The sequence below is a fragment of the Ensifer sp. ENS06 genome (assembly GCF_014852205.1).
In the GTDB taxonomy this organism is placed as follows: domain Bacteria; phylum Pseudomonadota; class Alphaproteobacteria; order Rhizobiales; family Rhizobiaceae; genus Ensifer; species Ensifer adhaerens.
Map to the genome: position 1 here is coordinate 86,359 of NZ_JACVBC010000015.1, position 19,409 is coordinate 105,767.

Consider the following 19,409-nt stretch of genomic DNA (forward strand, 5'->3'; position numbering starts at 1 on the left):
ACAAGATCGGACAAAACAGGCAACAAAAAACCCCGCTCGAAGGCGGGGCTTTCTCATTCGCTTCACCCTTCCGGGTGTCCCTTTCAGGCCGGGATCACGATCTCGCCGAGCTTCGTCAGTTCGGCGACGAACTGCTCCAGACGGGTCTTCTTTTCGTCGCCGGCGCCTTCCAGCTCGGCACGAACCGCGTCGATACGGCTTTCGAGAGCCGTGCGGTCGAGTTCATCGACATGAACGGCGGATTCGGCGAGCAGCGTGCAGCCGGTCGGCAGGATGTCGGCAAAGCCGCCAAACACCGCAAAGCGCTCCGTCTTGCCGTCGGCCAGCTTCACCGTGACCACGCCGGGCTTCACCGTCGTCATCGTCGGCGCGTGATTGGCCATCACGGTCATCTCGCCCTCGGTCGCCGGAATGACGACTTCCGTCACCTTTTCGGAGACGAGCAGGCGCTCGGGGGAAACAAGCTCAAAGTTGAAATCGGCCATGACCATTCACTTCTTGTGGGCGCGCCACCTGAGAGGCGGCTGTGCATGTCTTCCCTATCCTTGCGAAAGGACAGGATGAAAGCCTCGGCGCTTGTGCAGCGCCGAGGCTTAACAGTGCTATCAAGCGGCTTCGGCAGCCAGCTTCTTGGCCTTTTCAATCGCTTCTTCGATCGAGCCAACCATGTAGAAGGCAGCTTCCGGCAGGTGGTCGTACTCGCCGTTGACCAGGCCCTTAAAGCCCTTGATCGTGTCTTCGAGAGCGACGAGCTTGCCCGGCGAACCAGTGAAGACTTCGGCGACGAAGAACGGCTGCGACAGGAAGCGTTCGATCTTACGAGCGCGGGCAACGGCCAGCTTGTCTTCTTCAGACAGTTCGTCCATGCCCAGGATGGCGATGATGTCCTGGAGCGCCTTGTAGCGCTGCAGGGTCGTCTGCACCTTACGCGACACTTCGTAGTGCTCTTCGCCGACGATCATCGGGTCGAGCATGCGCGAGGTCGAGTCGAGCGGGTCAACGGCCGGGTAGATACCCTTTTCGGCGATCGAGCGCGACAGAACGGTCGTTGCGTCCAGGTGGGCGAACGAGGTTGCCGGTGCCGGGTCGGTCAAGTCGTCGGCCGGAACGTAGATGGCCTGGACCGAGGTGATCGAGCCCTTGGTCGTCGTAGTGATGCGTTCCTGCATCTGACCCATGTCGGTCGCCAGCGTCGGCTGGTAACCCACGGCCGACGGAATACGGCCGAGCAGCGCCGACACTTCGGAACCTGCCTGGGTGAAGCGGAAGATGTTGTCGACGAAGAACAGAACGTCCTGGCCCTTGTCGCGGAAGTCTTCAGCGATCGTCAGACCCGTCAGGGCGACACGAGCGCGGGCGCCCGGCGGTTCGTTCATCTGGCCGTACACGAGGGCAGCCTTGGAGCCTGCGCCACCGCCGTGCTTGTTAACGCCGGACTCGATCATTTCGTGGTAAAGGTCGTTGCCTTCGCGGGTACGTTCACCCACGCCTGCGAACACCGAGTAACCACCGTGCGCCTTGGCGACGTTGTTGATCAGTTCCATGATGAGAACGGTCTTGCCGACGCCTGCGCCGCCGAAGAGGCCGATCTTGCCGCCCTTTGCGTAAGGAGCGAGAAGGTCGACGACCTTGATGCCGGTGACGAGGATCTGCGCTTCCGTCGACTGCTCGACGTAGGACGGCGCTTCCTGGTGGATGGCGCGCTTGCCCGAGGTGACGAGCGGGCCTGCTTCGTCAACCGGCTCGCCGATGACGTTCATGATACGGCCGAGCGTTTCGTCGCCAACCGGAACCGTGATCGGTGCGCCGGTGTCGGTGACCGACTGGCCGCGGACGAGACCTTCGGTCGAGTCCATGGCGATCGTACGGACGGCGTTTTCGCCGAGGTGCTGTGCGACTTCGAGAACGAGGCGGTTACCGTTGTTGTCGGTTTCCAGCGCGTTCAGGATCTGCGGAAGCTGGCCTTCATCGAACGCGACGTCGACGACGGCGCCGATGACCTGCGTTACGCGACCGACAGCGCCGGTTGCGGCTGCTGCTGCGGTCTTGGCGGAAGCTGCCTTCCTCGGTGCAGCGGGCTTCTTCTCCGCTGCGGTTTCTTTCGGGGTAGCTGCCTTAGCCATAATCCTTACCCTCTTCTCGTGACCTTAGAGCGCTTCCGCGCCCGAGATGATTTCAATGAGTTCCTTGGTGATCTGAGCCTGGCGCTGACGGTTGTAGTTCAGCGTCAGCTTGTTGATCATCTCACCAGCATTGCGCGTCGCGTTATCCATCGCGCTCATCTTGGCGCCCATTTCGCCGGCGACGTTCTCGAGCAAGGCCCGGAAGATCTGCACCGAAATGTTGCGCGGAATAAGATCGCTGAGGATCGCGCCCGCGTCCGGCTCATATTCGTAGACGGCCGAAGCATCCGATGCTTCCGCTGCGACCGGGCCGGCCGAAGCGGGGATCAGCTGCTGAGCCGTCGGAATCTGGGCGATAACGGACTTGAACTCAGAATAGAACAGCGTGCAGACATCGAACTCGCCCTTTTCGAAGAGCGCGATGATCTTGTGGCCAATCTGGTCGGCGTTTTCAAAGCCGATCTTCTTGACCTCACGCAGGTCGACACGATCGATGATCAGCGACGCGTATTCGCGGCGCAGAATATCGAAGCCCTTCTTGCCGACGCAGATGATCTTGACCGTCTTGCCGGCTGCAAGCAGCTTGCGAACGTGGTCGCGGGCATGACGGGCGATCTGCGAGTTGAAGCCGCCGCAAAGGCCGCGTTCAGCCGTGCAGACGACCAGAAGGTGCGTATCGTCCTTGCCGGTTCCGGTCATCAGCGCAGGCGCGCTGTCGTCCGCGCCAACCGCCTGGGCGATGTTGGCGAGAACGGCAGCCATACGCTGCGAGTAAGGCCGGGCGGCCTCGGCCGCCTCCTGCGCGCGCCGAAGCTTCGCCGCGGCGACCATTTTCATCGCCTTGGTGATCTTCTGCGTCGCCTTGACGGAGGCGATCCGGTTCTTCAGATCCTTAAGTGAAGGCATCCGTTATCCGTCCTAAATGAAATCCGCTCAGGCGAAAGACTTGGCGAAGCTGTCGATTGCAGCCTTCAGCTTGCCCTTGACGTCGTCGGAGATCGCCTTGTCCTTGCGGATGGTTTCCAGGATGTCCTTGCCTTCCGAACGCATGTACGAAAGCAGGCCCTGCTCGAACTTGCCGACCTGGTTGACCGGCAGCTTGTCGAGGTAACCGTTGACGCCTGCGAAGATGACAGCGACCTGTTCTTCCGTCTTCAGCGGCGAGAACTGCGGCTGCTTCAGGAGTTCGGTCAGGCGGGCACCGCGGTTCAGCAGGCGCTGCGTAGCGGCGTCGAGGTCCGAGCCGAACTGCGCAAAGGCGGCCATTTCGCGATACTGGGCGAGTTCGCCCTTGATCGAGCCGGCAACCTGCTTCATCGCCTTGATCTGCGCGGCCGAGCCGACGCGCGAAACCGACAGACCGACGTTAACGGCCGGACGGATGCCCTGATAGAACAGGTCGGTTTCGAGGAAGATCTGGCCGTCGGTGATCGAGATCACGTTGGTCGGGATGAACGCCGAAACGTCGTTACCCTGCGTTTCGATGACCGGCAGAGCCGTCAGCGAGCCAGCGCCCATGTCGTCGTTCAGCTTTGCAGCGCGCTCGAGCAGACGGGAGTGCAGGTAGAAAACGTCGCCCGGGTAAGCTTCGCGGCCCGGCGGGCGGCGCAGCAGGAGCGACATCTGGCGGTAGGAAACAGCCTGCTTCGACAGGTCGTCGTAGCCGATCAGGGCATGCTTGCCGTTGTCACGGAAGTATTCGCCCATCGCGCAACCGGCGAACGGTGCGAGGTACTGCATCGGAGCCGGGTCGGAAGCGGTCGCAGCAACGATGATCGAGTACTGCAGAGCGCCACGCTCTTCCAGAACCTTCACGAACTGGGCAACGGTCGAACGCTTCTGGCCGATTGCGACGTAGACGCAATACAGCTTGTCACCTTCCGGACCATTGTCGTGAATGGCCTTCTGGTTGAGGATCGTGTCGAGGATGATCGCGGTCTTGCCGGTCTGACGGTCGCCGATGACGAGCTCGCGCTGGCCACGGCCAACCGGGATGAGGGCGTCGATGGCCTTGAGGCCGGTCGACATCGGCTCATGCACCGACTTGCGCGGAATGATGCCCGGAGCCTTGACGTCAACGCGCGAGCGCTGCTTGGCGTTGATCGGGCCCTTGCCGTCGATCGGGTTGCCGAGCGCGTCGACGACGCGGCCGAGCAGTTCCGGACCAACCGGAACGTCCACGATGGCGCCAGTCCGCTTGACGGTGTCGCCTTCCTTGATGTCGCGGTCCGAACCGAAGATAACGACACCGACGTTGTCGGCTTCGAGGTTCAGCGCCATGCCGCGAATTCCACCCGGGAATTCGACCATTTCGCCTGCCTGGACATTGTCGAGGCCGTAGACGCGGGCAATACCGTCACCGACGGAAAGCACCTGACCGACTTCGGAGACTTCTGCTTCCTGGCCGAAATTTTTGATCTGATCTTTGAGAATTGCGGAAATTTCCGCGGCGCGGATATCCATCAGCCGACCTCTTTCAGTGCAAGCTTAAGGGTAGAGAGTTTGGTGCGAAGGGAAGTGTCAATCTGGCGGGACCCGACCTTGACGATCAGACCTCCAAGAATAGACGGGTCGACGGTGACGTTGACCGCCACGTCTTTGCCGGTGACGCTCTTCAGCGTCGCCTTCAATTCAGTTTCCTGCGCCGCGGAGAGCGCATGGGCCGACGTGACGTCGGCGGAAATTTCGCCACGATGGCGCGCGGCGATCAGGCGGAACGCCTTGATCATGCCCGGCAGCGCGAAGAGGCGGCGATTGCGGGCAACGACCTTGAGGAAGTTACCGACGAGCCCGGAGATGCCAGCCTTCGCGGCAACTGCCGAAATGGCCTTGAACTGGTCGTCTGCAGAAAAGACCGGGCTGGCGATCAGCCGCTTCAGATCGTCGCTGCCGTCGATCAGGGCCTGGACGCGGATAAGATCCGCACCGACTGCCTCGACCGAACCGGCGCTGAGCGCGAGTTCAAAAAGCGAGGACGCATATCTTTCTGCAACACCGGAAATAAGCTGGGATGTGTCTGCCACGGGCACAAGCTTCTCTCAATTTCATCCAAGAACTGCGCTGGCGGTGGGCCGTCAACTTAAGATCTTGAATTTGCTGCAATAATTTGCAGGATATCGAGGCCTGGCGACCCACTTCCCCCGCAATTCGCGGTTCGTCTAGCATAGGATGTTTGGACTCGCAACACGCGAAGGGCAGGAATGCGGCATAAGTCGGCCACCTTTGGCCGAATTTTGCCGTAAATTCGGTCCTGCGCTGTGAATCGCGGGAAGCCCGCAATCGCAATCAGATCATGCCGAAGACATAGGCGAGCGGAAGGATGGCGAGTGCCGCCTGAACGATGAGCGCCGCCCAGTTGTAGAGCGTGCTGCCGTTGTCGCTCATCATCGAGAGGATTCGGCCGAAGGCGGCGAGCGCAAAGGCCGCGCCGACAGCGAGATAAACCATCGGCTGGGCGAGCAGAATGGCGGCAAGACCGAGCCCCACATGCATGCCGCCCATGGTAGAGCGCGCCTCGGCAAGGCCGCCGCGCCGCCCCTCGGCAATACCGATGCCGGCTGCGCGAAAAGTCAGCCGCGGAGCAAACAGCATGACGACGCCGATCAACGCTGCGACCGCTGCCGCGCAGAAGGCGAGGAACTCGCCGGTTTCCGTCGGAATATAAAACTCCATGCCCGTTCCCGCAGATGAGCCCGTTGTCATGCTGCCCCGTCGTCGGCCGGAGCAATGCGTCCCTGACCTCTAGCGCATGTCGCCCCGGTTGTGAATCGCCCACGGGCTTCAGAATGCGGCGATCACAGGAAACTTGAACTACAGGAAGCTCTGCGGATCGATGTCGAGCTGGACGCTGATCGAGCCGCGCTCCTTGGGACCGGCGGCGATCATCGCCTTGACGAAGGCCTGCATGTCGCTGTTGCGCCGGCCATGCACCAGCAGCCGGAAGCGATGCCGCCCACGCACCAGCGCCAGCGGCGCCTCGGCCGGACCGAGAATACTGATACCCTCGGTGCGGGGGGCGGCCATCCGCAAGCCGCGCGCGTGGCCCTCGGCATCCTGGCGCGTGTCGGCCGAAACGATCAGCGAGGCAAGCCGGCCAAAAGGCGGCAGCAGCGCTTTCTCGCGCTCGGCGATCTCGCGGTCGTAGAAAGCGTCGGCATCGCCGGAAACGATCGCCTGCATCACCGGATGCTGCGGCTGATAGGTCTGCAGCAAGCCGAGGCTTTTGAGACCCGTTCGGCCCGCACGACCCGTCACCTGCGAGAGCAGCTGGAAGGTCCGCTCCGCCGCACGCGGATCGCCGTTCGCAAGACCCAGATCCGCATCGACAATGCCGACCAGTGTCATCAGGGGGAAGTTATGTCCCTTGGCGACGAGTTGCGTGCCGATGACGATATCGGCTTCGCCACGCGTGATGGCTTCAAGCTCCAGCCTCAACCGTTTGACGCCCATCAGGTCGGAAGAAAGCACGATGGTGCGCGCCTCGGGGAAATGCCGCTCCACCTCTTCGGCGATGCGCTCGACCCCCGGCCCGCAGGCCACCAGATGATCGAGCGTGCCGCATTCCGGGCAGGCTTCCGGCGTGCGCTCGGAATAGCCGCACTGGTGGCACTGGATCTGCCCGCGGAAGCGATGCTCGACAAGCCAGCTCGAACAATCCGGGCACTGGAAGCGATGGCCGCAGACGCGGCAGAGCGTCAGCGGTGCGTAGCCGCGACGATTGAGGAAGAGCAACGCCTGTTCGCCACGCTCGACCGCCTTGCCGACCTGGTTCAAGAGCACCGGCGACAGAAAGCCGCCGCGTGCCGGCGGATGCTGACGCATGTCGACGACGCCGAGCCGCGGCAGCGCCGCATCGCCGAAACGGGTCGGCAGGTGGATCGGCTTGTAACGGCCGACATCGCCATTGACCCGGCTTTCGAGCGACGGCGTCGCCGAGACGAGCACTACGGGAAAGCCGGTGATGCGACCACGAACGACCGCCATGTCGCGCGCATTGTAGAAGACGCGATCTTCCTGCTTGTAGGCAGGGTCGTGCTCTTCGTCGACGATGATGAGGCCCAGTTCCTCGAAGGGCAGGAACAGCGCCGAGCGGGCGCCGGCCACGACGCGGACGGTGCCTGTCGTCACCTGACGCCAGACCTTTTCGCGGGTGCGGGGAGCCAAGTCCGAATGCCACTCGGCGGGCTTGGCGCCAAAACGATCCTGAAAGCGCTCGAGGAAGCTCGACGTCAGCGCGATTTCGGGAAGCAGGATCAGCACCTGCTTGCCGGCGCGAAGGGTCGCAGCGATCGCCTCGAAATAGACCTCGGTCTTGCCGGACCCGGTGATGCCGTCGATCAGCGACACCGAGAAGCCGCCCTCCTCTACCGCTGCCAGCAGATCGGCGGCCGCATCCTTCTGCGGGCCTTCGAGCCGGGGCGCGGTGAAATCGGGATCTGGCAAGGCGACGACAGGCGGCGGCGCCATGAAGACGGTCTCGAAGACGCCTTGCTGGGTTAGCCCTTCGATCACACTCGACGACGTGCCGGCGGCATGCGCCAGCCCCGAGCGAGTCCAGGAAAAACCGTCACTGGCGGCAGCGATTACGCGCTCGCGCGCAGCCGTCATGCGCTCCGGCCGCATCTCGGTGAGACGCAGTGCCTCCACCATCGGTTCGGGATCGAACGCCGCCGGTGCGCGGAGCGCCATACGTGCCACCAGCCCCGGCGGCGTGACGGTATAGGCGGCCACCCAATCGAGAAAGGTCCGCATGTCGCGCGTCAACGGCGGGCAGTCGAAAGCCTTCTCGATCGTCTTGAGTTTCTTGGCATCGACGCTCCCGTCATCATCGCCATCCCAGACCACGCCGACGACGAGACGGGGGCCCAGAGGCACCTGCACGATCGAGCCCGCTTCGACCGCCATGCCGTCGGGAACCGCATAGGAATAGGCTTTCGGCGCCGGCATGGGCACCAGGACCGGCACGACGCGACGGGCCGAAACGGGCCCGAGCAAATCGCCGAATAAATCGGTTGAATCGCGAGTCATTTTGCCGTGACCTTGCCACGTGTTTCGGTTAAAGAAAACTGCGCTGCGAACCGCAGCCTTGCAGGCCGCAGGGTTTGTCACGGTTCCACCAGAGTTTCAACGCGCGCGATCTCTGCCAACGGAATTCCTCCCCGGTAGATATGCGCCGAACGGCAATCGTGCCCCAAGGGAGTGACCCCATGAAATTTTTCGTTGATACCGCCGACGTCAAGGAAATCCGTGAGCTGAACGATCTCGGCCTCCTCGATGGCGTCACCACCAACCCGTCGCTGATCCTGAAGTCGGGCCGTGACATCACGGAAGTCACCAAGGAAATCTGCGGCATCGTCGAAGGCCCGGTTTCGGCTGAAGTGACCGCAACCGAATACGCCGAGATGATGAAGGAAGCCGCCGTTCTCTCGAAGATCGCCGACAACATCTGCATCAAGCTGCCGCTGACGCTCGACGGCCTCAAGGCCTGCAAGGCGCTGACGTCTGACGGTCACCAGACCAACGTGACGCTGTGCTTCTCTGCCAACCAGGCCCTGCTCGCCGCCAAGGCCGGCGCGACCTTCGTCTCGCCTTTCGTCGGCCGCCTCGACGACATCGCGTTTGACGGCATGGACCTGATCCGCGAGATCCGCCACATCTACGACAACTACGGCTACGAGACCGAAATCCTTGCAGCTTCGATCCGCACCGTGAACCACGTCAAGGAAGCCGCCCTCATCGGCGCGGACGTCGTCACCGCACCGCCGGCAACGCTGAAGGCGCTGGTCAAGCACCCGCTGACCGACAAGGGCCTCGAAACCTTCCTGGCCGACTGGGCCAAGACCGGCCAGAAGATCGCCTGATACTTTCAGGAAAGTTCAGAAAGAGCCCGGCCACCGCGCCGGGCTTTTTTGTTGCCTACTCGTCATCGTCCATCAGCCCTGTCAGCCGCATGCCGTCGATCCAGGTGGCGCTGTCCTTGCGGATCACTCGCCGCGGACGAATGCCCGAGCGTTGACGCACTTCCTGCGCCAGCCGCTCCGAATGGGTGACGATCCAGATCTGGCTTTCGCGCGACGCGCTGGCGATCATGTCGGCAAGCGCCGGCAGCATGTCCGGGTGCAGGCTCGTCTCCGGCTCGTTGAGCGCGATGAAGCGCGGCCGGCGATAGGAAAGCAGTGCGGCCGCCAGCGCCAGAAAACGCATCTGCCCGTCGGAAAGCTCGCGCGGCGAAAACGGCCGGCTGGGAAAATCCGGAAAGACCAGCGAAAACTCGGCGAACTGGCCGGGTTCGGGAACATCGAGGTAAGCGCCGCCGAACGCGTCGGCGATGGCCCGGTCGAGGTCGACCGTGTCCTCGCGCGTGTGGCGCAGCGTTGCAAAGACGGCCGCCATATTGACGCCGGTCTCGTCGAGCATCGGCGCGGTCACCGCAAGGCAGGGCAGCCGCAACGGCGAATCGCGGTCGGTGCGGAAGCCGTGAAAGAAGCGCCACTGCTCGACCGCACGGCGGAAGGTGCCGACCTCCGGATAATGGCCGGCATCGCCGAGCAGCGAGATCGCCGTTTCGGACGTCAGCGCCTGCTCCGGATAATCCTCCATCCGCCCGCGTTCGCCGCGCACGAAGATGCCGGGGCCCACGCGTTTCATCATCGTCACCGGGCGGCGGCCGGTTTCGACCGTCAGTTCCTCTTCCTTGACCTGTGGCTCATAGGCGAACCCGGCCGCAGCCTTCGGCGGACGCAGCCCGGCCTCGATGCGGTAGCGGAAGGTGATGGCCCGCTCCTCGTCCAGAAGCTCGGTTTCGAGCCTTATGCGCGCCGGCTTGTCGGCACGCCGGCGGCCGCTCCAGAGCGCCGACGACATTCCGCCCTCTTCGGCAATCTCGCGCGCCAAAGTGCCCCGCGTGGCGGCTTGCACGAGTTGAAGCGCCCGGTAGAGATTGGACTTGCCGACGCCGTTTTCGCCGATGAACAGGTTGACCCCGGTCAGATCCATGCGGATCGACCTCAGCGAACGGTAGTTTTCGGCAAACATGGATTGAAGCTGCATGGCTCAGACCTAGCCGATCCGCCGCGCGGGGTGAAGCCTGCCAGCGTTTCCGTAAGCCACGACAGTCGCTAGAGCGCGGCCGCCGTTTGCAGCCGGGGCTTGAAGGCCGCGTCGGCATCCAGCGCCAGATCGAAGACCGTGTGTCGTTCGAGCGCCTTCGTCACCTCGCCCGTTTCACCTTCCAGCGCCTCCGGCGGGATGAGGTTGCCGATGCGAAAGTCGAAAAGATCGCCCTTCTTGTTCAGCAGTTCGTGGAACACGGTCATGTCGCGCAGCTCGGTCGACCATTTGGCGAACCAGTAGAACAGGCCGGAATTGCGGGCGCTCATATGCACCGGCAGGATCGGCAGGCCGTATTTGCGCGCAAAGCCCACGGCCGATGTCTTCCATGGCCGCTCGTTGAGACATCCTTCGGCCCAGTAGGCGATGCGTCCCGAGGGGAAGAGCACCGTCGCCTTACCCTCGCCGATCGCCCGGTTGGTCACCTGCAGCGTCTCACGCGCCTTCAGCTTGCTCTTGTGTTCCTCGCGCCATTCGACCGGGATGACCATTTCGACGAAACGCGGATTGACGCGGATGGCGTCTCGATTGGCGAAGAACATCATGTCCGGCCGCCGGCTCTTCAAGAGGTCGAAAACGGCGATCCCATCGGCAATGCCGGTCGGGTGGTTGCTGACGAGCAGGAAGCCGCCCTTGGCGGGAATGCGCTCGGCCCGGTCGACCCGCACCTCCAGCGAAAGCAGCGAGCTCAGGTGCTCGAAGGCCTGGAATCCCGGCATGTTGGCGACGGCATCGGCGAACTCGTGCGCCTTGCGATAGTTCAGCAACGTGTAGAGAAAAGGCCGCATCAGCGGCCATAGCGGGCTCTTGACGATCCGCTGGCCACGCTCCGCGATCAGCGTGTCGACGATGTGGCCAGGCTGCCCCTGGGAGACCAGGGTGATTACTTCTGCAAAATGCGCGAATCCGTTCACCGAATCCCGTCCCGCCATAGTCCGATCCGTTTGTTTGCGGCTGACCATCGCAATTCTATATGATCGAAGGATGACAGATTCCAAGGGTGCATTAGCAAAAACCTAAGATGCGTCAGGGCATTGTCGCGGACCGACAAACTCAGGAAAACGACAATGAACGAGTTCCTCGTCATCGGCCATCCCGAGCTACTTGCCGAGCGTCAGCGCTGGCTGGACGGCCTCATGCGGGAGCGCCGCCTCTCCGACAATACCGTCGAGGCCTATGAGCGTGACACCCGGCAATTCCTGACATTTCTCACCGGCCATCTCGCCGGGCCGCCACGGCTTTCCGATATCCGCACGCTGAGGCCGGCTGACCTTCGCGGCTTCCTCGCCCAGCGTCGCAAGGGCGGCGCCGGCGCCCGCACGCTCGGCCGCGGGCTGGCCGGGCTTCGCTCCTTCCTGCGCTATCTCGAACGCAACGGCCTTGCCAACGCGGCCGGTGCGGCTGCGGTGCGTTCGCCCAAACAGCCCAAATCCCTGCCGAAGCCGCTCACCGATCGCGAAGCGCTGAATGTCGTGACGTCCGAGGCGCAACTTGCCGAGGAACCCTGGATCGCGGCGCGCAACGCAGCGGTGCTGACCCTGCTCTACGGCTGCGGCCTGCGCATTTCCGAGGCGCTCGGCCTCACGCCGTCAGCATTTGCCGGCGCGCCCTCGTCGCTGCGCATCGTCGGCAAGGGCAACAAGACCCGCATCGTGCCGCTGATCGAAGCGGCGCGCGAGGCCGTCGCCACCTACTTGAAGCTCTGCCCCTATCCGATCGCGGCCGATGCGCCGCTGTTCCTGGGTGCGCGCGGCGCCAAGCTGCAGCCGGCGATCATCCAGCGCGAAATGCAGAAGCTGCGCGGGGCGCTCGGCCTGCCCGAGACGGCAACGCCGCATGCGCTGCGCCACTCCTTCGCCACCCATCTGCTGGCCGGCGGCGGCGATCTCAGGACCATTCAGGAACTGCTCGGCCATGCCAGCCTGTCGACCACCCAGGTCTATACCGGCGTCGATTCGGCTCGGCTTCTGGAAATCTACGACCGCGCCCACCCGCGCGCCTGATTTTCGGCGAAAGGGCGGATTAACCATGCCCGTTAAGGAAGCCGTGACCGGCCCGGGCCTAGGGTCGACTATCGACCATGCGACTGTCAGGGAAGAACGATGACCGCCTTTGCGAGACCTCAGCAAAACCTGCCGCGGCACCTGCTTGCGCGGCTCGCCGATGGCGCACTTTGGCTGGTCGCCCTGCTGCATGTCATGCTCGCCGCCTGCCTCCTCGTCACTCTCGTCTTCGTCGCTGAGGCTGATGCCACGGAGGTCGAATGTGGCGGCGCGAATGTTCTGACCGCGCTTGCAAAATCCGACCCGACGAAACTGGCCGCACTCGAAGCGGAAGCTGCCGCCATCCCGAACAGCAAGGGCATCTTCTGGAAGATCGAGAAGGACGGTGTCGCGCCGTCCTGGCTGCTTGGCACGATGCATGTCACCGATCCGCGCGTGCTGGCCCTGCCGACTGAGGCGCCCGCCGCCTTTGAGGCAGCCTCGACCGTCATCGTTGAATCGGACGAGATCATCGATGAGAAGAAGTCGGCCGCCGCGATCCTGATGCGGCCCGATCTCACCATGCTTCCGGACAACAAGACGATCGCCGACTTCCTGAAGCCCGACGACCGCGAACAGCTCGAAACAGGCCTTAAGGCACGCGGCATTCCGCTGACCCTGGTTTCCCGCATGAAGCCCTGGATGATCGCGAGCTTCGTCGCGCTGCCCGCCTGCGAAATGAGCCGCAAGGCTGCAGGCGCCTCCTTCCTCGACAAGAAGATCGCCGAGGATGCCGTCAGTCAGGGCAAGACGCTGAAGGGGCTGGAAACGCTGGTCGAGCAGCTCGCCGCCATGGACTCGCTGCCGACCGAACTGCATCTGCGCGCCCTCATCGAGACGCTCGCGCTCGGCAAGACCATCGACGACGTCTTCGCGACGATGACCGATCTCTATCTCGCAGGCGACACCGGCATGATCATGCCGATGATGAGAGCCGTGTCGGACAAGAGCGCCGAGGATTTCGGCTATGCCGATTTCGAGCAGCGCATCATCGTCGACCGCAACAAAACCATGGCGACGCGCGCCGAACCGATCCTCAAGGACGGCGGCGCCTTCATGGCGGTCGGCGCACTGCACCTGCCGGGCAAGGAAGGTCTGGTCGAATTGCTGCGCGCTCAGGGTTTTACGGTCACGCGCGCCAACTGAAGGGCCGGCCGTCAGCGAGCGCCCGCCGGCACGACGCTCCCTTCTCAACCTTGCGCACCGGCACGGGAAACGACCTCGGACGCGCTTGCAGTGGCAGCGTCACTCTCGATCCACGACAGACGGCGATAGCCCCAGAACGCTGCGGCAAGGATCAAGGCCCCGGCGGCGAGCGCAATGGTGAAGCCGGCCTGAACGCCGAAGCGCGCGACCACGCCGCCTGACACCGCCGCACCCGCCGCAACACCGATGCCGAGACCGGTGGTCAACCAGGTCAGCCCTTCCGTCAACTTCGACGGCGGCACGGCGGTTTCGCCGATGCTCAAGGCGACGATCATCGTCGGCGCAAAGAACAGGCCCGAAATGAACATCATCGTCGCAAGGCTGCCGATCCCGTCGGCAAAGAGCAGCGGCAATGTGCTGGCGGCGGTCATGCCCGCGCCGATCAGGAACAGCTTCGCCAAAGACAGGCCGATCCGGACCGCACCGAACGCCAGACCGGCGATGCAGGAACCGAGGGCATAGAGGGAGAGCACGAGGCTCGCCGCCGCTGGTCGCCCTTCGGCCTCGGCAAAGGCGACGCTGACCACGTCGATCGTGCCGACAATGATGCCCATGCCGGCGAGCGCGACAATCAGCACGCGCAGCGCCGGGTAACGAAGGACCGAACCGGGCGCCATCGTCTCGGCCGGCTTGACCGGTGGCTCGGTGCCTTTCTGCAGCACGAAGGCGGTGACGCCGATGGCCAGGCATGCCGCAGCCGCCAGCGGTCCGGCCTCGGGAAACAGGCCGACGCTTAAGCCCACGGCGATCGGCGGCCCGACGATGAAGCAGATCTCGTCGAAGACCGATTCGAGCGAAAAGGCGGTCTTCAGCTCCGGACGGCCGCGATAGAGCTCGGTCCACCGCGCCCGGGTCATCGCCGACATGCTGGGCGTGCACCCGGCAAGAATGGCAAAGATGAAGAGCGTCCAGTCCGGCGCCCGCCAATGGGTCAAGACGAGGAGAGTCGAGCTGCCGAGAAGGCTGAGTGCCGCGGCGACCGGCAGGACGCGGCTCTGGCCGAAGCGATCGACGAGCCGGGAAACCTGCGGCGCCAGCAGTGCCGAGGCCAGCGTGAAGGCGGCGGCCACACCGCCAGCCAAACCGTAGCTGCCGCGGGACTGGGCCAGCATGGTGATGATGCCGATGCCCATCATCGACAACGGCAACCGTGACACCAATCCCGCCAAGGTGAAGCCGACCGTGCCTTTGGCAGCAAAGATCTGTGCATAGGGATTGGCCATGAAAACTCCTGCGATACATGTCTGAGCGTCGCGTCATTAACATACGCCGCGTATGGTAGTGATATTGACATACGCTTCGCATGTCAATTAACATACGAACCGTATGCAAAAGGAGGAGCTGCAAATGACAAGGCGTGCGCGCAGCGACATGATCGCGGAAACGAAGGCAAAGCTGATCGCCGCCGCCCGGGAAGCGTTCAGGCAACGCGGATATGCGGAGACTTCGATGGACGATTTCACCGCCTTGGCCGGGCTCACGCGTGGGGCGCTCTATCATCATTTCGGCGACAAGAAGGGCCTGCTGCGTGCGGTCGTGGAGACTCTGGACGGCGAGATGGACGCACGGCTCGACGCAGCCTCCGCGACCCCGGAGCCGTGGGACGGTTTCGTGCGCCGCTGCAGGCTCTATCTGGAAATGGCGCTCGAACCGGAAATCCGACAGATCGTGTTGAAGGATGCGCCGGCGGTACTCGGAGCAAGCGTGCTGGAACCGAGCCGGCGCCAATGCCTCGCGTCGCTTGCCACCAGGCTTTCGGCGATGATCGCCGCGGGCGTCGTACGTCCGGGAAATGCCGAGACATTGGCGCGGCTGATCAATGGCGCGCTCTCCGATGCGGCGCTCTGGATTGCCGAGGCGGAAGATCCGGCCATGCGCCTCACCAGCGCACGCGACAATCTCGACCTGCTTTTGTCCGGACTGAAAATTGAACCGCGGACTTAACCGCCGGGACCTGCCACCCGCGCCAGAAGTGTCGGCACGATAGCCTTGTGAAACGGCGTGACGGCCATGAGGTAAACCCGCCCGAGCGTGTTGTGCCTGCGCACAAGCGTGGTGACGCCGACGATCTGATTGACCGCCGACCCCGCCCGGACGTCGACGACGATGCGGAAATCGAGATGCTTGTCATCGAAGCCGAGCACCACTTCGTCATCACTCTTCGAAACGACAGGAAACGCCCCGATCAGTCCCAGACGGCTGGACGGCGCCGCCGACTTCAGGCCGATGATCGAGACGATGCGGTTGCGCAGGCGCAGCAACACGCGGACCCATCGCGGCGACCGGCCAAGCGAACGTTCGGCGGCTTCCGCCGCGGTCACGCCTTTGCCATCAAGGGCAAGCTCGAAGCGGTCGGCCCAATCGGCATCCGGTAGATGCCGGCTCGGCAACGATATGGCCACGGCTCTCGGTTTCATCTTTCCTCCTGACGCGCGCGTCGTCTGTCCTTGCAGACATGATCGCGCCCTCCCCCGTGCCTGGACAGAAGACCGCTTGTCGCAGCCCTCGGGCCAATCGTCACATCCCCTCTTCCAGATCCTCCCCCTTCCCTTCGCTCCGGCAAGCTGCATAACTCAGGCGGGATGCTGCAAAATCTGGAGATGGACAATGGAAACCAGCTACGACACACGCGAACTCGAAATGGTCGTGCTGATGACGCCGGATATGGCGAATTTCAGCGGCAAGGTCCATGGTGGCGCGCTCCTCAACCTCCTCGACCGCGTGGCGTTTTCCTGTGCCTCGCGCTATTCGCAGCAATATGCCGTGACGCTCTCGGTCGACCAGGTCACCTTCCGCCAGCCGATCCATGTCGGCGAGCTCGTCACCTTCCGTGCAGCCGTCAACAATTCCGGCCGCACCTCGATGGAAATCGGCATCCGGGTCGAGGCCGAGAACATCAGGAGCGGCGAGCGCCGCCACACCAATTCCTGCTATTTCACCATGGTCGCGGTCGATGCCGACGGCAGCCCGACCCCGGTTCCGACCCTTGTCACCGACACGGCCGACCGCAAGCGCCGGCAGCGCGCTGCCGAGGCACGGCGCAGCCTGAGGCGCGAGTTCGAGGAGCGTTTCCACGCCCTCAGGTCTGCTTCAGAAGAATGATACGGTCGCTTGGCGACCGGAAACGCCGATAGCGGCAATGCGGGCGCTGACGCCGATAAGGTGAGCAATGGCCACAAGGGCCAGCCGGCACGCAGAAACGCGGCCGGAAACAGGGGGCCGCGTGATCGCAGCCCCCTGCATGATCCTTACATGTGGATCGGCTTGAAGAAGGTCGAAAGTGCCGCTTCCTTGACCGCTTCCGACATGGTCGGGTGCGCGTGGCAGGTGCGGCCGAGGTCTTCCGACGAACCGCCGAATTCCATCAGAACCGCGATCTCGTGGATCATCTCGCCGGCGCCGAAGCCAACGATATGGCCGCCGAGCACCTTGTCGGTTTCCTTGTCAGCAAGGATCTTCACGAAGCCGTCGGTGGCGAGCATTGCGCGCGCACGGCCGTTGGCCGTGAATGGGAACTTGCCGACCTTGTAGGCGACACCAGCCGCCTTCAGCTCTTCCTCGGTCTTGCCGACGGAGGCGACTTCCGGCTGGGTATAGACGACACCAGGGATGACGTCATAGTTCACGTGACCGGCCTGGCCAGCGAGGATCTCGGCAACCGCCACACCTTCGTCTTCCGCCTTGTGGGCGAGCATCGGGCCGCGCACGACGTCGCCGATCGCGTAGACGCCGGCGACGCTCGTCTGGAAGTGATTGTCGATCTCGACGCGGCCGCGCTGGTCCATGACGACGCCCGCTTCCGCAAGGCCAAGACCGTCGGTGTAGGGCTTGCGGCCGGTGGCGATCAGCACGACATCGGCATCGAGCGTCTGGGCGTCACCGCCCTTGACCGGCTCGAACGTCACCTTGGCGCCCTTGCCGTCCTTGACGACGCCGGTCACCTTGGCGCCGAGCTTGAAGTCCATGCCCTGCTTGGCGAGCATGCGCTGGAACTGCTTGGCAACCTCGCCATCCATGCCGCCGAGAAGCGTGTCGAGATACTCGACAACGGTGACCTTGGCGCCGAGGCGGGCCCAGACCGAGCCGAGTTCGAGGCCGATGACGCCGCCACCGACGACGATCATGTTGGCCGGAACCTTCTCGAGCGCGATGCCGCCCGTCGACGAGATGATCACCTTCTCGTCGATATCGACCTTGACGCCCGGGATGCCAGCGACGTCGGAGCCGGTGGCGATCACGATGTTCTTGGTTTCGAGGATCTGTTCCTCGCCCTTGTCGTTGGTGACGGAGACCTTGCCCTGGCCGAGCACCTTGCCGGTGCCCTGGATGCCGTCGATCTTGTTCTTCTTGAACAGGAACGAGACGCCGTCGACATTGGCCTTAACGGTCGCGTCCTTGTGGGCCATCATCTTTTCGAGGTTCAGCTTCGGTGCCGCGACTTCGACGCCGAGCGCGTCAACACCGTGGGCAACCTGATGGAACATCTCGGAAGCATGCAGCAACGCCTTCGACGGGATGCAGCCGATGTTGAGGCAGGTGCCGCCGTAGGTGGCGCGCTTTTCGACGACGCCGACCTTCAGGCCGAGCTGGGCCGCCTTGATCGCGCAGACATAGCCGCCGGGGCCGCTGCCGATAACGATGAGATCATAAGCCATTAGAATATCCTTCCTTCAGGACGGTTACCGTCCGCCGCTGACATTGAGAATTGCCCCCGTCACATAAGTCGCCTTATCCGACAGGAGGTAGAGAACCGCGTCAGCGACTTCCTCGGCCGTGCCGGGTCGCTGAACGGGTATGGTGAAGGCGAGATCACGCGCCCGGTCCGGCAAGCCGCCGGAGGCGTGGATCTCGGTATCGATGATGCCGGGCCGTATCGCGTTGACGCGAATGCCTTCGGTCGCGACCTCGCGCGAAAGCCCTGTCGTGAAGGTGTCGATCGCACCTTTCGAGGCGGCGTAATCGACATACTGCGCCGGCGAGCCAAGCGTGGCGGCAACCGAGGAGATGTTGACGATGACACCGCCCTGGTGCCCGTATCGTGTCGACATGCGCCGGACGGCTTCCGCTGCACAGCGGATGGAGCCGGTGACGTTGATGCGGAACATGCGCTCAAGCCGCTCGGGCGACATCTCGTCGACCCGTGCCGTCTGTCCGACGATGCCGGCATTGTTGACGAGCCCGTCCAGCCGGCCGAAAGCCGAATCGACGGCAGCAAAGATCGCTTGGACATCCGCCTCGGAGCCGACATCGCCCTGAACTGCGATCGCCGTGCCGCCAGCCCGCTCGATCGCGCCGACAACCGCATCGGCCGCATCGCGGTTCGACGCATAGTTGACAGCGACCCGCCAGCCGGCTTTTGCAGCGCCAAGGCAGATTGCAGCACCGATGCCGCGGCTGCCGCCGGTCACGAGAAGAACAGGGCTCGCACTCATGCGGCGCATCCCTTGAACGTGAAGGCATCCCAACTGTCGGCCTCGGCCTTGCCCTTGCCCCAGGCGGTCGAAGCGCGAAGCGACGGACCGAAGTCGGGAAGCAGCAGTTGCTCGGCCGCCGTCTCGCTCTCTTGCGGGATCTCGCTGATCGCGCCGGCCTTGTCGAGCGCGTAGACGACACCCTGCCACACAGTACAGGCGCGCAGTTCCTCGCCGGTCGCATCCCCCTCGGGGCAATTGTGCATGATCAGCCCGGTCGCCCGTTCCGGCTCGCCCGCCGGCATGACGACGCCATCGAGCAGCAGGCCGGGCTTGAGAACCGCCACCTTGAAGTGGTTGCTGGTCGCGGCGCTTGCCGAGCCGACCGGTTCGAAACGCAGCTCGTAGGCTCCGTCGCGGTCGCCGTAGATCGCGTGCGACTGCTTGCAGTCGGCGGCAATCGCCGGCGCGGCAAAGGCAAGACCGAACAGGGCTGAAAGGAGTCGACCGGAGCACAT

The 19,409-nt window shown here is 63.7% G+C and carries 19 protein-coding genes; 5 read left to right on the forward strand and 14 right to left on the reverse strand.

The window, feature by feature from the left end; translation table 11 throughout:
• Nucleotides 1–83 precede the first annotated feature (83 nt).
• The 7 genes from IB279_RS31525 to IB279_RS31555 form a co-directional block, all read right to left on the reverse strand.
• On the reverse strand, nucleotides 84–485 hold the full coding sequence (locus IB279_RS31525; protein ID WP_034803086.1) for a F0F1 ATP synthase subunit epsilon: 402 nt from the start codon (nucleotides 483–485) through the stop codon (nucleotides 84–86).
• Nucleotides 486–605: 120 nt separating this feature from the next.
• Nucleotides 606–2,123, reverse strand: a complete 1,518-nt coding sequence (gene atpD / locus IB279_RS31530) for a F0F1 ATP synthase subunit beta (RefSeq protein WP_034802502.1) — start codon at nucleotides 2,121–2,123, stop codon at nucleotides 606–608.
• 24 nt (nucleotides 2,124–2,147) lie between these two features.
• A complete protein-coding gene (locus IB279_RS31535; RefSeq protein ID WP_034802504.1) occupies nucleotides 2,148–3,029 on the reverse strand; it encodes a F0F1 ATP synthase subunit gamma in 882 nt (293 codons plus the stop codon).
• 27 nt (nucleotides 3,030–3,056) lie between these two features.
• The gene (gene atpA, locus IB279_RS31540; RefSeq protein WP_034802507.1) at nucleotides 3,057–4,586 is read right to left on the reverse strand and encodes a F0F1 ATP synthase subunit alpha; all 1,530 of its coding nucleotides are present in this window, start codon (nucleotides 4,584–4,586) and stop codon (nucleotides 3,057–3,059) included.
• Nucleotides 4,586–5,152, reverse strand: a complete 567-nt coding sequence (locus IB279_RS31545) for a F0F1 ATP synthase subunit delta (protein WP_112771761.1) — start codon at nucleotides 5,150–5,152, stop codon at nucleotides 4,586–4,588. Before IB279_RS31545 ends, atpA begins: the two co-directional genes overlap by 1 nt.
• Nucleotides 5,153–5,408: 256 nt before the next feature.
• Complete coding sequence (locus IB279_RS31550) at nucleotides 5,409–5,795, reverse strand: hypothetical protein (protein WP_034802512.1); 387 nt, start codon at nucleotides 5,793–5,795, stop codon at nucleotides 5,409–5,411.
• Nucleotides 5,796–5,933: 138 nt separating this feature from the next.
• Entirely contained in the window at nucleotides 5,934–8,150 is a 2,217-nt protein-coding gene (locus IB279_RS31555) for a primosomal protein N' (protein WP_060586436.1), read from the reverse strand.
• 179 nt (nucleotides 8,151–8,329) lie between these two features.
• Here IB279_RS31555 and fsa point away from each other — a divergent pair, with 179 nt between their 5' ends.
• Nucleotides 8,330–8,983 (forward strand): fructose-6-phosphate aldolase, encoded by a 654-nt coding sequence (gene fsa, locus IB279_RS31560; RefSeq protein ID WP_034802519.1) that lies wholly within the window; start codon nucleotides 8,330–8,332, stop codon nucleotides 8,981–8,983.
• A 55-nt stretch (nucleotides 8,984–9,038) separates the two neighbouring features.
• Here the strand turns inward: fsa and IB279_RS31565 are convergent, their stop codons facing one another.
• Together IB279_RS31565 and IB279_RS31570 are read right to left on the reverse strand one after the other, a co-directional pair.
• Nucleotides 9,039–10,172, reverse strand: a complete 1,134-nt coding sequence (locus IB279_RS31565; RefSeq protein WP_060611081.1) for an AAA family ATPase — start codon at nucleotides 10,170–10,172, stop codon at nucleotides 9,039–9,041.
• Between the two features lie 68 nt (nucleotides 10,173–10,240).
• Nucleotides 10,241–11,164: a GNAT family N-acetyltransferase gene (locus IB279_RS31570; RefSeq protein WP_034802530.1), complete on the reverse strand. Its 924-nt coding sequence runs from the start codon at nucleotides 11,162–11,164 to the stop codon at nucleotides 10,241–10,243.
• Between the two features lie 135 nt (nucleotides 11,165–11,299).
• Between IB279_RS31570 and IB279_RS31575 the strand changes: the two genes are divergently transcribed.
• Together IB279_RS31575 and IB279_RS31580 are read left to right on the forward strand one after the other, a co-directional pair.
• Nucleotides 11,300–12,235, forward strand: a complete 936-nt coding sequence (locus IB279_RS31575) for a tyrosine recombinase XerC (RefSeq protein WP_112771760.1) — start codon at nucleotides 11,300–11,302, stop codon at nucleotides 12,233–12,235.
• Between the two features lie 99 nt (nucleotides 12,236–12,334).
• A complete protein-coding gene (locus tag IB279_RS31580; RefSeq protein WP_112771759.1) occupies nucleotides 12,335–13,420 on the forward strand; it encodes a TraB/GumN family protein in 1,086 nt (361 codons plus the stop codon).
• A 44-nt stretch (nucleotides 13,421–13,464) separates the two neighbouring features.
• On the opposite strand, the gene IB279_RS31585 is transcribed toward IB279_RS31580, so the two are convergent.
• The gene (locus IB279_RS31585) at nucleotides 13,465–14,703 is read right to left on the reverse strand and encodes an MFS transporter (RefSeq protein ID WP_060521391.1); all 1,239 of its coding nucleotides are present in this window, start codon (nucleotides 14,701–14,703) and stop codon (nucleotides 13,465–13,467) included.
• 124 nt (nucleotides 14,704–14,827) lie between these two features.
• Here IB279_RS31585 and IB279_RS31590 point away from each other — a divergent pair, with 124 nt between their 5' ends.
• Entirely contained in the window at nucleotides 14,828–15,424 is a 597-nt protein-coding gene (locus IB279_RS31590) for a TetR/AcrR family transcriptional regulator (RefSeq protein ID WP_060521392.1), read from the forward strand.
• Here the strand turns inward: IB279_RS31590 and IB279_RS31595 are convergent.
• Nucleotides 15,421–15,897, reverse strand: a complete 477-nt coding sequence (locus IB279_RS31595; RefSeq protein ID WP_112771758.1) for a DUF2867 domain-containing protein — start codon at nucleotides 15,895–15,897, stop codon at nucleotides 15,421–15,423. The genes IB279_RS31590 and IB279_RS31595 overlap by 4 nt on opposite strands.
• A 190-nt stretch (nucleotides 15,898–16,087) precedes the next feature.
• Here IB279_RS31595 and IB279_RS31600 point away from each other — a divergent pair, with 190 nt between their 5' ends.
• Nucleotides 16,088–16,582 (forward strand): acyl-CoA thioesterase, encoded by a 495-nt coding sequence (locus IB279_RS31600; protein WP_060521394.1) that lies wholly within the window; start codon nucleotides 16,088–16,090, stop codon nucleotides 16,580–16,582.
• 146 nt (nucleotides 16,583–16,728) lie between these two features.
• Here the strand turns inward: IB279_RS31600 and lpdA are convergent, their stop codons facing one another.
• From lpdA to IB279_RS31615, 3 genes are read right to left on the reverse strand one after another with little or no spacing between them, the layout of a single operon-like run.
• Entirely contained in the window at nucleotides 16,729–18,135 is a 1,407-nt protein-coding gene (gene lpdA, locus IB279_RS31605) for a dihydrolipoyl dehydrogenase (protein WP_060586444.1), read from the reverse strand.
• Between the two features lie 24 nt (nucleotides 18,136–18,159).
• Nucleotides 18,160–18,912: an SDR family oxidoreductase gene (locus IB279_RS31610; RefSeq protein WP_034803090.1), complete on the reverse strand. Its 753-nt coding sequence runs from the start codon at nucleotides 18,910–18,912 to the stop codon at nucleotides 18,160–18,162.
• Nucleotides 18,909–19,409: a hypothetical protein gene (locus tag IB279_RS31615; protein WP_112771757.1), complete on the reverse strand. Its 501-nt coding sequence runs from the start codon at nucleotides 19,407–19,409 to the stop codon at nucleotides 18,909–18,911. Before IB279_RS31615 ends, IB279_RS31610 begins: the two co-directional genes overlap by 4 nt.